This is a genomic window from Nocardioides endophyticus (assembly GCF_039543845.1).
GTDB lineage: Bacteria > Actinomycetota > Actinomycetes > Propionibacteriales > Nocardioidaceae > Nocardioides > Nocardioides endophyticus.
The window spans coordinates 52,332-65,423 of record NZ_BAABKN010000009.1 but is presented as its reverse complement, the minus strand read 5'-3'; the positions used below and the strand labels follow the sequence as shown (position 1 = coordinate 65,423).

The 13,092-nt window shown below is 70.3% G+C and carries 8 protein-coding genes; 3 read left to right on the top strand and 5 right to left on the bottom strand.

Annotated features, from left to right (window positions below):
- Positions 1-139: 139 nt before the first annotated feature.
- Positions 140-952: a sigma-70 family RNA polymerase sigma factor gene (locus tag ABEA33_RS06185; RefSeq protein ID WP_345525824.1), complete on the top strand. Its 813-nt coding sequence runs from the start codon at positions 140-142 to the stop codon at positions 950-952.
- Positions 953-970: 18 nt separating this feature from the next.
- Here the strand turns inward: ABEA33_RS06185 and ABEA33_RS06180 are convergent, their stop codons facing one another.
- Complete coding sequence (locus ABEA33_RS06180; RefSeq protein ID WP_345525823.1) at positions 971-5,836, bottom strand: NAD-glutamate dehydrogenase; 4,866 nt, start codon at positions 5,834-5,836, stop codon at positions 971-973.
- Between the two features lie 48 nt (positions 5,837-5,884).
- Entirely contained in the window at positions 5,885-6,703 is an 819-nt protein-coding gene (locus ABEA33_RS06175) for a tryptophan 2,3-dioxygenase (protein WP_345525822.1), read from the bottom strand.
- A 19-nt stretch (positions 6,704-6,722) separates the two neighbouring features.
- Between ABEA33_RS06175 and ABEA33_RS06170 the strand changes: the two genes are divergently transcribed.
- Both ABEA33_RS06170 and ABEA33_RS06165 read left to right on the top strand, forming a co-directional pair.
- Positions 6,723-7,199: a DUF2505 domain-containing protein gene (locus ABEA33_RS06170; RefSeq protein ID WP_345525821.1), complete on the top strand. Its 477-nt coding sequence runs from the start codon at positions 6,723-6,725 to the stop codon at positions 7,197-7,199.
- A gap of 82 nt (positions 7,200-7,281) precedes the next feature.
- Positions 7,282-9,456 (top strand): PQQ-binding-like beta-propeller repeat protein, encoded by a 2,175-nt coding sequence (locus ABEA33_RS06165; protein ID WP_345525820.1) that lies wholly within the window; start codon positions 7,282-7,284, stop codon positions 9,454-9,456.
- 78 nt (positions 9,457-9,534) lie between these two features.
- Here the strand turns inward: ABEA33_RS06165 and pruA are convergent, their stop codons facing one another.
- From pruA to ABEA33_RS06150, 3 genes are read right to left on the bottom strand one after another with little or no spacing between them, the layout of a single operon-like run.
- Complete coding sequence (pruA, locus tag ABEA33_RS06160) at positions 9,535-11,178, bottom strand: L-glutamate gamma-semialdehyde dehydrogenase (RefSeq protein WP_345525819.1); 1,644 nt, start codon at positions 11,176-11,178, stop codon at positions 9,535-9,537.
- Positions 11,179-11,226: 48 nt separating this feature from the next.
- A complete protein-coding gene (locus ABEA33_RS06155; protein WP_345525818.1) occupies positions 11,227-11,574 on the bottom strand; it encodes a DUF6912 family protein in 348 nt (115 codons plus the stop codon).
- The gene (locus ABEA33_RS06150; RefSeq protein ID WP_345525817.1) at positions 11,571-13,019 is read right to left on the bottom strand and encodes a WS/DGAT/MGAT family O-acyltransferase; all 1,449 of its coding nucleotides are present in this window, start codon (positions 13,017-13,019) and stop codon (positions 11,571-11,573) included. Before ABEA33_RS06150 ends, ABEA33_RS06155 begins: the two co-directional genes overlap by 4 nt.
- Positions 13,020-13,092: the final 73 nt, after the last annotated feature.

Genomic DNA, 13,092 nt, shown 5'->3' with positions numbered 1-13,092 from the left:
CGCCTCCAGTGCCACTTGATACTCACAGGTCACCGCCTCAGTTCCGCGCCTTGACGACTGCGCTCAGGCGTGACGATCGACTACTACAACGCTGCCATCCATTGAACCAGTGCCGCAGGCACATGCGTATGCTATTCGCGTGAAGCTGTTCGACACACGAGCGAAGAGCCGCAACACCGGTGGGGCGCCGTCTCGGGCAGACATCACCGCTGCCGCCGGTGACCACGGTCTGACAGCCGAACAGGAGCTGATCGCGCGAGCTCGCTCCGGTGACCACGACGCGGTTGCCACCCTATACCGGGAGCACCGGCCACTGGCGATGCGGATCGCGCACGGGCTGTGCCGCCCCGCTGACGTCGAGGACGTCGTGGCCGAGGCATTCACGAAGGTGCTCGACCAGATCGACCGCGGCGCCGGACCCCAGGTCTCCTTCCGTGCATACCTGATCACCGCAGTGCGCAGCGCAGCCGCCGACGTCGGACGCCGCAGCGCGCGACTCGACTGGTCGATCGACATCGAGCAGGCCACCTCCGGCGACCGGTCCAGTCCCCAGGAGCCGCCGGGAGGCGACATCCTCGCCGAGTCGACGGTACTGGTCCAAGCAGTGTCCAGCCTGCCGTCGCGGTGGCAGCTGGTGATCTGGTGGACGGTCGTGGAGCGACGCTCACTGGCCGAGGTGGGCGATGCTCTCGGCATCAACGCCAACGCCGCCGCCGCGCTCGCCTTTCGAGCCCGTGGTGGGCTGCGAGACGCCTACCTCGCGCTCCACCTGCCGACCAGCCCAGATGAACAGTGCACCGAGCTGCGACTGAGCCTCCCGGCCCTGCTGCGGTCTCGGCTGACTGCGGGTCGGAGCGCCGCAGTGGAAGACCACCTCCGCGGCTGCACGCCGTGCAGTGACGCCGTCGTGGAGCTGCGCGCCGTACGAGACCGCGAATTCACCACGGTCTGACCCGACACAGGAGCCCTGTCAGCCGGACGCGAGCAAGCCCCTCACCACCCGGAGCCCGACCGAGAGCCGGGCCAGGTCCGCCTGCTCCTCGGCGCAGATCTCCTCCAGCGTCGCCGTGGCCCGGGACACGACGACCGTCTCGGCCTCCTCCCAAGCGGCGATGCGGTCGTCCGCACTGTCGTCGTCCGACGTCTGCGCCAGCACCTGAGCGGTCAGCTGGGCGTGCACGGCGTGCAGGTCGTCGCGCAGCGCCGCCCGGGCCATCGTCTGCCAGCGGTCCGCGCGCGGGAGCGCCAGGATCCGCTGCACCAGAGCCGGCAGTCCGAGCCGCTCGCCGAGGGCGAAGTGCAGCCGGGCCACCACGCCGGGGTCCAGGTCCTCACGGTGCGCGATCTCGATGACGCCCAGCAGCATGTACGCCGGCGGGAGCCCGGCGATCCGAGATGCCAGCGCCTGCGGCACGCCGGAGGCCTCGAGCGCCGCCTTGCGCTCGTCGTACGCCGTGAGCTCGCGTCCGCTCATCAGGTCGGGCAGCTCGGCCATGGTGCGCTGGACGGGGCCCGAGAACAGCTCGACGGTCCCCGAGCTGTCCAGCGGTGGGCGGCGGTTGTTGATCAGCCAGCGCGAAGCGCGCTCCACGAGGGTGCGCATCTCCAGGCGCATCCGGGTCTGGACCGCCGCGTCGAGCTGGTTGTCGAAGGTCTCCAGCTCACGGCGCAGGTCGAGCGAGCCGAAGATCTCGCGCGCCACGAAGTTGGCCCGGGTCAGCTCTGCGGCGGTCGCCCCGGTCTCCCCCGCCAGCCGCGGCCAGTACGTCATGCCCGCACCGTTGACCAGGTCGTTGACGACCTGCGTCACGATGATCTCGCGGCGCAGCGGGTGCTGCTCCACCTGTTGTCCGAAGCCCTCGCGGACCTGGGTCGGGAAGTACGCCCGCAGGTCGAGGTCGAGGTAGGGGTCGTCGGGCAGGTCGGACTCGAGCAGCTCCTGCTCGAGCACGATCTTGGTCCAGGCGAGCAGCACCGACAGCTCAGGAGCGGTCAGTCCGTCGCCGTTGTCGGCGCGGCGCTTGACCTCCTTCGCCGGGGGCAGGCCCTCGAGCTCACGGTCCAGGAACCCGTCGCGCTCGAGCCGCCGGATCCACTCCTCGTGGACGTGCAGCATCGACGACGCATGGTCGAGAGCGTTGGCCAGCGCGATGTTCTGCTCGTAGTTGTCGCGCAGCACCAGCTCTGCGACCTCGTCGGTCATCTCCACGAGCAGGTGGTTGCGCTGCTTCTCGGTGAGGTCGCCGTCCTTGACCACCCGGTCGAGCAGGATCTTGAGGTTGACCTCGTGGTCGGAGGTGTCGACACCGGCGGAGTTGTCGATGAAGTCGGTGTTCATCCGGCCACCGGTGATGGCGTACTCGATCCGGCCGAGCTGGGTGAGGCCGAGGTTGCCGCCCTCACCTATCGACTTCGCACGCACGTCGCCGCCATCGACCCGGATCCCGTCGTTGGCCTTGTCGCCCGCGTCGGCGTGGGTCTCGGACGAGCCCTTCACGTAGGTGCCGATGCCGCCGTTCCACAGCAGGTCCACCGGCGCCTTCAGGATCGCGCTCATCAGCTGAGCAGGCGTCATCGCCTCGACGCCACCGTCGATGCCGAGCGCCGTACGGACCGCGTCGTTGAGCGGGATCCGCTTGAGCGAGCGCGGGAAGACGCCGCCGCCCTCGGAGATCAGAGACTTGTCGTAGTCCTGCCAGCTCGATCGCGGCAGCTCGAAGAGCCGCTTGCGCTCGGCGTACGACGTCGCAGCATCCGGCGCCGGGTCCAGGAAGATGTCGCGGTGGTCGAAGGCCGCGACCAGCAGCGTGCGCTCGGAGCAGAGCAGCCCGTTGCCGAAGACGTCACCGGACATGTCGCCGATGCCGACGCAGGTGAACTCCTCGGTCTGGCAGTCGATGCCGCGCTCACGGAAGTGCCGCTGCACCGAGACCCAGGCGCCGCGAGCGGTGATGCCCATCGCCTTGTGGTCGTAGCCGACCGAGCCGCCGCTGGCGAACGCGTCGCCCAGCCAGAACCCGTAGTCCTTGGCGACCCCGTTGGCGATGTCGGAGAACGTCGCCGTGCCCTTGTCGGCCGCGACGACCAGGTAGGTGTCGTCGCCGTCGTGCCGGACCACGTCGGCCGGCGGTGCGACGCTGCCGTCGACCAGGTTGTCGGTGATGTCGAGCAGACCGGAGATGAAGGTCGTGTAGCAAGCGACACCCTCGGCCAGCCAGGCGTCCCGGTCCGACGGGTCGGGCAGCTGCTTGCAGAAGAACGCGCCCTTCGCGCCGACCGGCACGATCACGGTGTTCTTCACCATCTGCGCCTTCACCAGACCCAGCACCTCGGTGCGGAAGTCGTCGCGGCGATCGGACCAGCGCAGGCCGCCGCGCGCGACGGCGCCGAAGCGCAGGTGGGACCCCTCGACCCGCGGCGAGTACACGAAGATCTCGTACTTCGGCCGCGGCGCCGGCAGGTCCGGGATCGCATCCGGCTCGAGCTTGAGCGAGATGTAGCGCCGCGGCCCGTCGCCCCCGGGGGCGGGCTGGAAGTAGTTGGTGCGCAGCGTCGCCCGGATGTGGGTCAGGTACGAACGCAGGATGCGGTCGTGGTCGAGGCTCGCGACGTCGTCCAGCGCCCGGACGATGCGCTCCTCGACGGCCGTCTCGGCATCCGCCGTCGAGTGGTCGACGCCCGGGTCGAACCGCGCCTCGAAGAGACGGACCAGCAGCCGGGTGATGTCGACGTTGCTGCGCAGCGCCCCCTCGATGTAGTCGAGGGCGAACGGCGAGCCGCCCTGCCGCATGTACTTCGCGTACGCGCGCAGCAGGGTCGCCTGTCGCCAGCTCAGCCCGGCGGCCAGCACCAGCGCGTTGAAGCCGTCGATCTCGTTGAAGCCCTCCCACACCGCGCGGATCGCGTCCTGGAAGAGCTCGCGGGCGTTGTCGGGGATGCCGGCGCCGTAGCGCAGCCCGAACTCGTAGAGGTAGGTCGGGCGGTCCAGCTCATCGAGCTCGTAGGGCCGCTCGTCCACCACCTCGACGCCCATCGACGAGAGCATCGGCAGGATCTGGGACAGCGAGAGCGGCGACCCGATCCGGAAGACCTTGAGCCGGGCCTCACCGCGACCGGCGTCGAGGTCCTCGTAGAGCGACAGGTCGATGCCGGCGCCGTCGTCGCCGACCTGGATGGCCTCGAGGCGACCGAGGTCGGCGGCGGCGATCCGAGGAGCGAAGTCCTCCTTGTAGGCCTCCGGGAACGAGTCGTGGTAGCGCCGGGCCAGCACCGCTCCGACCTCCTCGCCGTACCCGGAGATCACCGCGGAGATGAAGTCGTCACGCCACGAGCGGGAGGCGTCGGCCATCCGGCGCTCGAGGTCGGCGGTGTCGACCTCGAGGATGGCCGCGCCCTTCGGCGGGTGCACCACGAAGTGGACCCGCGCGGTCGTCGACTCGGTCAACCGGACCGTGAACTCCACGGAGTCGCCGCCGAGTCGGTCGCGCAGGATCTCGGAGAACCTCTCACGGACGGTGGTGTTGTAGCGGTCCCGGGGCAGGTAGACGAGGACCGACACGTAGCGCCCGTAGGTGTCGCGCCGGATGAAGAGCCGCAGCTGGCGACGCTCGCGGGCGTGCATGGCCTGCTCGGCCATCGGCGCGAGCTCGTCGACGGTCGTGTGGAAGAGCTCGTCGCGCGGGTAGGTCTCGAGCGTGTCCATCAACGCCTTGCCGTCGTGGCTCATCGGCTCGAACCCGATGCGCTTCAGCACCGCGTCGGCGCGCTCACGCAGCAGCGGGATCCGGGTGAGCGACTCGGTGTACGCCGCGCTCGAGTAGAGCCCGAGGAACCGGCGCTCGCCGACCACCTCGCCGTTCTCGAACTTCTTGACGCCGACGTAGTCGAGGTACGCCGGGCGGTGCACCGTCGAGCGCGAGTTGGCCTTGGTGAGCACGAGCAGCGTCTTCTCGCGCGCCTTCGCGGCGGCCTCGGCGGGCAGTCGCCCGGAGGTGGCAGTCATGTCCTGGTCGGCGCGCAGGATGCCGAGGCCGGTGCCGGCGACGCCGCGGAGGTACTCGTCGTCGCCGTGATGCTCGAGGCGGTACTCGCGGTAGCCGAGGAACGTGAAGTGCTCGTCGGCGAGCCACTGCAGCAGGTCGGCGGTCTGTCGGACCTCGTCGGAGCCGACTCCGGCGGGCGGCTCCGAGCCGAGCTCCCGGACGATCTCGGCGACCTGGGCGTGCATCTTGCCCCAGTCCTCGACGGCCTCCCGGACGTCGCGGAGCACGCGCTGGATCGACTCCTCGAGCGCACTGACGTCCTCGCCCTCGGGGATGCGGTCGATCTCGACGTGCATCCACGACTCGCGGACGCCCTCACCCTCGTCGACCTCGGCGTCACCGAGCTCGACCGGCCGCACCTCGTGGAGGGTGCCGGTGATGTCGCGGACGACGTCGAAGAGCGGGTGGATGACCAGGTGCACGTCGTGCAGCTGACGGGAGAGCTCCATCGTCAGCGAGTCGACGAGGAAGGGCATGTCGTCCACGACGACCTCGACGACCGAGTGCCCGGCGGCCGACCACCCCTGGTCGCTCGGGCCCGGCGTGAACACCCGCACCCGGGCGGTGCCCTGCGGCCGGGTGCCGGCGAGCTTGTAGTGCGACGCGAAGGCGCCGTACACGTCGACGTCGGACCTGCCGTCGATGTCCTCGACCGCGATCCGGCGGTAGTAGGCCCGCAGGAGGGCGTCGACGAGGTCGTGGGGTGGCCCCCCGCTCCCCCTTCCCCCGTGGGCGACCTCGATGGCTTGGGAGAGCAAGGCGGACTTGTCTGACTCATGCGTCGTCGTTGACACGATCCGACACTAGGACGCCGGTGCACGCGGAGCCAACACGGCCCACCGTTACAGCTCGCTGCGCAGCTCCCACAGCAGCGGGTAGTACTGCACCGGCAGCCGCGAGCGGAGGTACGTCGCGCCGCTCGACCCGCCGGTGCCGGACTTGGCGCCGATCATCCGCTCGACCATCACGACGTGGCGGGCGCGCCAGCTCGCGGCCAGCTCGTCGTGCTGCAGCAGCGCTTCGGCCAGAGCCCAGGCGACGGCGTACTGGTCGCGGTCGTGGGCGACCGTGCGCAGCGACGCCGTGATCTCCTCATCGGTGCCGACTGCCAGCCCGAGGGAGCCGACCACCGCCAGGAAGGCGTCCCAGAGCGTCGGCTCGGCGAGCCGGGCGTCGAGGTGCTGCTGCTCGACGGCGGTCAGGCCCTTGAACCGCTTGACGTACGACGCGTCCTTCGCCCCCGAGAGGAACTCCAGCTCCCGGAACTGCACGGACTGGAACCCGCTCGCCGGCGCCAGCTGCTGCCGGAACTCCAGGAAGTCCTGCGGCGTCATCGTCTCGAGCACGTCGACCTGCTGGATCAGGACCCGCTCGATCACGTGCACCCGGGCGAGCAGGTGCTGCGCCCACCACAGCCGGGCGCGCTGCGCTGATCCCGGGCCACCACCGAGCATCGCGTCGCGCACCGCGGTCACCTCGTGCAGCAGCTGCTTGAACCACAGCTCGTAGACCTGGTGGATCGTGATGAACAGCAGCTCGTCGTGCGCCGGCGGGTCCGACTCGAGGTGCTGCGAGTCGAGCAGCTGCGGCAGGCGGAGGTAGCTGCCGTAGGTCAGCTGAGCGCCCTGCTCGCCAAAGGACACGAAGGTCTCGTCGGTCATGGGCTGACACTATGACCGGATGGAGTTCCGACACGAGATGACGTACGACGCCGCCCTTGCCGACGTGAGCACGATGCTCGACGACCCGGCGTACCGCGACCGGGTGATGCACGCTCAGGGCGGTGTGCGGGGCACCTTCGAGATCGGGACCGAGGGTGACATCACCACGGCGGTCGTCGACCAGGTGCGGCCCGCGGCGGGCCTGCCGTCGTACGCGACCAAGTTCGTGGGCTCCGAGATCAACATCGTGCAGCGGGAGGAGTGGTCGTCCGCGGAGTACGCCGACCTCCACGTCACCATCCCCGGCAAGCCCGGCAGGATGGTCGGCTCGATCAGCCTCGCCGAGGACGGCGGCACCACGACCGAGACCGTCGCGGTCGAGATCACCGTCAACATCCCCCTGGTCGGCGGCAAGATCGAGAAGCTGATCGCCGAGATGCTGCGCAAGGCGCTGTGCGCCGAGGAGCAGGTCGCCCGCGCCTACCTTGCCGGCTGACAGCTGACCGCATGGTCTGGACCGTCTCGCACGGTCCTGCGGTATCGGCTCGCCGTCGTCCAGCCACCCCTAAGGTCCGACCATGCGTACCGGTAGTGCTCCCGTCCTCGGCCTCGTCGGTGCCTCGATCGTGCTCGCCCTCGCGGCCGGCACCCTGGGCACCAACGGCGCCGCCGCCCAGCGGGCAGCGCCCGAGACGGCGCGGGCGGCCGCACCGGACACGCTGGCCGGCCTGCCGGCCGGCGCCGTCATCACCGACGGCAGCATCTATGACCTGGCCCGCGAGGGCGACCGACTCTTCGTCCAGGGCAGCTTCAAGCAGATCGGCCGGTACGCCGGGCCGGGCGATCGCCTCGGCAGCACCGGTCGGTCCGAGCCGATCCCCGAGATCAGTGACGGTCAGGTCTCGGTCGTCGTCTCCGACGGCGCGGGCGGCTGGTACCTCGGCGGCGACTTCACCCGGATCGGCGGCCATGCCGCCGGCGGCCTGGCGCACGTGCTCGCCGACGGGTCACTCGACCCGTCGTTCCTCCCGGTGGCCGACGGACTCGTGAGTGCGTTCGCCCTGCAGGGCACGACCCTCTACGTCGGTGGCGACTTCCGCCGCGTGAACGGCACGAGCCGCAAGCGCGTGGCCGCGATCTCGACCACCAACGGTGGCGTCCTCCCGTTCGCGACGTCCCAGAGCACCTGGGTGACCGAGCTCGCTGCCTCCGCCACGGCCGTGTACATCGGCACCGACCGGGTCACCGCCGTCGACCCCGTCACCGGCGCGACTCTGGGCGGGTTCAACGCCCCGGTCCGCAGCCCGGTGCACGCACTGACCCTCGGCGGCGGCCTGCTGTACGTCGGCTCCGACACCCTGGTTGCCCTCAACCCCACGACCGGCGCCCGCGTCCCCGCCTTCGCGCCGGCGGGCGGCGCGCAGAAGGAGCGGTCCTACCACTCGCTCCTTCGAGCCGGCTCGGTCCTGTACGCCGGCTCCGACCGCACCACCCGCTTGCAGGCGCTCGACAGCACCACCGGAGCGGCAGTGCCCGGCTTCGCGCCTGTCGTGGGCGGCAAGACCGACCGGTTCGCCACGCCCCGCGGCGTCTACGACCTCGCCCTGGACGGCGATCGCCTCTGGATCGGCGGCAGCTTCACCTCGGTGGGAGGCACGGCCGCCCACGGGCTCGCGTTCGTCGACGCGGCATCCGGCGCCCGCGAGGACACCGGACTGCCGAGGTACAACCGTGCGGTCAACGCGGTCGAGCTCTCCGGCGGTGACGTCTTCGTCGGCGGCAAGTTCTTCATGACCGACTGGGTCCGCAGCAACGGCATCGCCGCCGTCGACGCATCCTCCCTCGAGCCCGACCCGGGGTTCCGCAACAGCGTCGAGACCTACGCCGACCTGCTGCCCACCCGGGCCGCGCTCTACGTCACCACGACGCACGGGTCCGGCTACGACCGCGAGCGACCGCCGTACTGGACCGACACCACACGGATCCACGCCTTCGACCCGAGGCGCGGCGACCTGCTCCCCCGCCTGACCCGACGCGTCCGCAATCTCAGCGCGGTCACGACGATCGGCAACCGGCTCTACCTCGCGCGGCGACTCGATAGCGACGTGAACTTCCCGCGCAACCAGGTCGACGTCTACGGACCGAAGGGCGGCAAGGTCGCGTCGTACCCGATCCCGCTGCGCGGCTACGTCACGGCCATGACCAGCGTCCGCGGCGACCTGGTCGTCGCCGGCAGCTTCAAGCGGACCACGAGCAACGGCGGACCGGCCGACACCGCCATGATCCGGATCGACGCCCGCACCGGCCACCGGCGCCCCGGCTTCGATCCCAAGATCAACGGGCCGGTCTACGACGTCGTCGCACATCACGGCTCGCTCTATGCCTCGGGCATCTTCAAGCAGGTCTTCCAGAGGGGCCAGGGCGCGCGCCCCGGACTGGTGAAGCTCTCGGCGACGTCGGGGTTCGACGCCCGCTTCCGCCCCGCGCGCTTTCGGGGCAACCGCTCCGAGCTCAGGCTCACGGCGTTGGACGACGTCCTGTACGTCGACGGGTCGTCGGCCCGCTTCCTCGACATCACCACCGGCAAGAAGGTGCCGTCACCGTCCGGGTCGGCGTACCTCACCAGCGTCGTCACCGCGCCCGGTGGCGGCTACACCTACGTCACCAGTCGGAGCCCCAACATCGGCGGCAGCACCTACCCCCCGACCGGAATCCTGGCGACGGCGGTGCACGATGACCGCGCCGAGGACTAGGAACGGGCCGAACGCCAGGATCAGCGTCAGCGCCTGCTCGAAGGGGTGCAGGGCACCCATGTGCATCGGGATCAACGGTCAGCCCAGGTAGGGGTAGCGGTAGTCGGTCGGCGGGACGAACGTCTCCTTGATCGACCGCGGGCTGGTCCACCTGAGCAGGTTGACCGCGGCGCCGGCCTTGTCGTTGGTGCCGCTGGCCCGGCCGCCACCGAAGGGCTGCTGTCCGACGACCGCGCCGGTGGGCTTGTCGTTGATGTAGAAGTTGCCGGCCGCGAAGCGCAGCTCGGCCTGCGCCCAGGCGATCGCGCGCCGGTCCTGGGCGATGATCGAGCCGGTCAGGGCGTACGGCGCGATCGACTCCATGCCGCGCACGACCTTCTCGAAGTCGGCGTCCTCGTAGACGTGGACGGCCAGGATCGGGCCGAAGTACTCGGTCGTGAACATCGCGTCGGTCGGGTCGGCGGACTCCACCACGGTCGGGTTCACGAAGTAGCCGACCGAGTCGTCCAGCTTGCCGCCGACGATGACGTCGAGCTTGTTCTGACGCTTCGCCCGGGCGATCGCGGCCTTGTGCTTGGCGAACGCCCGGTCGTCGATGACGGCGCCCATGAAGACCGCACCAGATTCCAGGGTGAAGTCCGTCGGGTCACCGATGGTGATGGTCTCGATCTCGGAGAGGAACGAGTCCTTCATCCGCTTCCACACCGAGCGGGCGACGTACGCCCTCGACGCGGCCGAGCACTTCTGGCCCTGGAACTCGAACGCGCCGCGGATCATCGCCGTACCCACCACGGCCGGGTCGGCCGACGGGTGGGCGACGATGAAGTCCTTGCCGCCGGTCTCCCCGACGATGCGCGGGTAGGAGCGGTAGCGCTCGATGTTGTTGCCGACCTCGCGCCACAGGTGCTGGAAGGTCGGGGTCGAGCCGGTGAAGTGGATGCCGGCCAGGTCCGGGTGGGCGAGCGCGACCTCCGAGACCTCGAGGCCGTCGCCGGGCAGCATGTTGATGACGCCGGGCGGCATCCCGGCCTCCTCGAGCAGCTCCATCGTCAGCGACGCGGCGAGCTGCTGGGTCGGCGACGGCTTCCAGATGACCGTGTTGCCCATCAGCGCCGGCGCGGTCGGCAGGTTGCCCGCGATCGCGGTGAAGTTGAACGGCGTGATCGCGTAGACGAAGCCCTCGAGCGGGCGGTGGTCGGTGCGGTTCCACACGCCGCGACTGTTCGCGATCGGCTGGTCGGCGAGGATCTCGCGCGCGTAGGTGACGTTGTAGCGCCAGAAGTCGATCAGCTCACACGCCGAGTCGATCTCGGCCTGGAACGGCGTCTTCGACTGGCCCAGCACGGTGGCCGCGTTGAGGCGCTGGCGCCACGGACCGGCCAGCAGATCGGCAGCCTTGAGCAGCACCGCGGCGCGGTCGTCGAAGTCCATCTCACGCCAGCCGGGCGCAGCATCAGCCGCGGCCTTGATCGCCGCCTTCGCGTCGGCCTGCGTAGAGTTCTTCAGCACGCCGAGCACATGCTGGTGGTCATGCGGCTGGACGACCTTGACCTCGGCACCGCCACCGGCCTTCCAGCGGCCACCCACGTAGCCACGCAGATTCTTCTGCTTCTTCTCGAGCCGCTCGATCTCGACGCGCAGCTCCTCCCGCTCGGGAGAGCCCGGCGCATACGTCAGGTTCGGCTCATTGATCGGTGCAGGAGGGGTGGTCACAGCGTCCATGCCTGCGATGCTCTCACTCCCGCTCGCGGGCGCCCAAACCCTCTGTCTTCAGAACAGATGCGGGATCTCCTGGACGCCGTACCAGGCCAGGTCCTCGTCGGGATCGGCGTCGACCGGGCGGTCCTGGGGATCCGCGTGCACGGCCACGATCCGGCGCAGCGGGATCGTCCAGCCGGTCTCGGGCTCCTTCTCGAGCTCGGCCACCACGACCACGCGGCGACCCGGCCCGGCCAGGAGCTCGGTCGAGGCGTCGGCGGCCGTCATCAGCGCGGCGTACTCACCGTCCTCGCTGTCGTCCTCCGCGACCACGGTCTCGTCGGTCACCGGCGTCTCGCCGGAGGCGTGCAGCTCGGCGAGGAGAGCGATGGTCAGCGGCAGGTAGACCCGGGTCGTCATGGCGTCTCCGGGGTCTTGCGCTTGCGCCGCCCACGCGGTGCCCGGTTGCGGCTCGGGGCAGCCGAGTCGACGAGCTCGTCGAGCGCCTCGCGGACGCACTGCCCGAGCAGGTCGGCGTCCGGCAGCATGTCGCGGTCGGCGTTGATTCCGTAGAACACCGCGCCGTCGTACGACGTCACGCCGATCGCCAACGGCCGGCCCTCGAAGAGCGGCGGGACGGGATAGGTCGCGACCATCCGGGCGCCGGCGGCGTGCAACGGCGCCTGCGGACCGGGCACGTTGGTGACGCAGAGCTGGTAGCCCTTGCGGCGTTCGGCCCCGGCGACGCGGGCGCCGAGTGCGTGGAAGGTCGCCGGCGCGAAGCCGCTCATGCCGGCGAGCCGGGCCGCCGGGATGCCGCGACCGGACTCCTTGTCGGCCTGGAAGGAGTAGGAGACCTGGTGCAGCCGCACGAGCGGGCTGGCCTCACCCACCGGCAGGTCGACGAAGTGAGCCGCGATCGGGCTGCCGAGCGCGGTCGCCTCGAGCTCGTCGTCGATGACCGAGACCGGCACGAGCGCCCGGATCTTCCGGATCCCGCGCATCGACTCGCCGCGGGTCATCAGCCAGGCCCGGAGCGCACCCGTCACGGTCGCGAGCACCGCATCGTTGATCGTGCCGCCGTGCGCCTCGCGCACCTTGCGGTGGTCGGCGAGGTCGGTGCGCACCGTCACCACCCGGCGCTGCTGCGAGAGGGGTCCGATGATCGGCGACTCGGAGCGCGGCGTGCGGTTCGTCAGCGCGTCGATCACCCGGCCGGTCGTCCGGGCGCCGCCGGCGGCACCGCGGAGCACCGCGCCCGTCGTCGTACGCACGGTGTCGACGACGGTGTCGACGTCGGTGGCCGAGTCCTTGACCGCGCCGGCAATCAGCGAGAACGGCGAGGGGCCGCGACGTGCCCGCCACTCGTCGGCACCGAGCTCCTTGGTGTCCGGGCTGGTGTCGAGGAGCACCTGGCCGATGTCGACGGTGTCGATGCCGTCGACGAGCACGTGGTGCGACTTGGTGAGGAGCGCGAACTGGCCGTCGGCGAGACCCTCGACGACGTAGATCTCCCACAGCGGGCGACTGCGGTCCAGCGGACGGGAGACGATCCGGGACACGAGCTCGCGCAGTTGGTCGAGGGTGCCCGGCCGCGGCAGCGCCGAGCGGCGTACGTGGAAGCCGATGTCGAAGTGCTCGTCGTCGACCCAGATGGGGTTGGCGATCCGGCCAGGGACGGTCTGGATCCGCTGGCGGTAGCGCGGGACGAACGAGATGCGGTCGTGCACCAGGTCGACCAGCCGCTGGTAGTCGAAGCCCGAGGCCCCGGGCTCGAAGATCTCGATCGTTGCGTTGTGCATGGGCGTCGTCGGTGACTCCTCGGCCAGCAGAGCCACATCCCGCGGGCGTAGCCGCTCACTCATGTGCTGCCCCTCTTCTGTGTGTGTCAGCGTCAGGTGCCCCACACCGGCGCCAGGGTCACCGTACCGACGCTTG

Coding starts and splice junctions, on each gene's coding strand:
- ABEA33_RS06175 (WP_345525822.1), bottom strand. CDS start 6,703: ATGACCGACGAGACCTTCGTGTCCTTTGGCGAGCAGGGCGCTCAGCTG.
- ABEA33_RS06170 (WP_345525821.1), top strand. CDS start 6,723: ATGGAGTTCCGACACGAGATGACGTACGACGCCGCCCTTGCCGACGTG.
- ABEA33_RS06165 (WP_345525820.1), top strand. CDS start 7,282: ATGCGTACCGGTAGTGCTCCCGTCCTCGGCCTCGTCGGTGCCTCGATC.
- pruA (WP_345525819.1), bottom strand. CDS start 11,178: ATGGACGCTGTGACCACCCCTCCTGCACCGATCAATGAGCCGAACCTG.
- ABEA33_RS06155 (WP_345525818.1), bottom strand. CDS start 11,574: ATGACGACCCGGGTCTACCTGCCGCTGACCATCGCTCTCCTCGCCGAG.
- ABEA33_RS06150 (WP_345525817.1), bottom strand. CDS start 13,019: ATGAGTGAGCGGCTACGCCCGCGGGATGTGGCTCTGCTGGCCGAGGAG.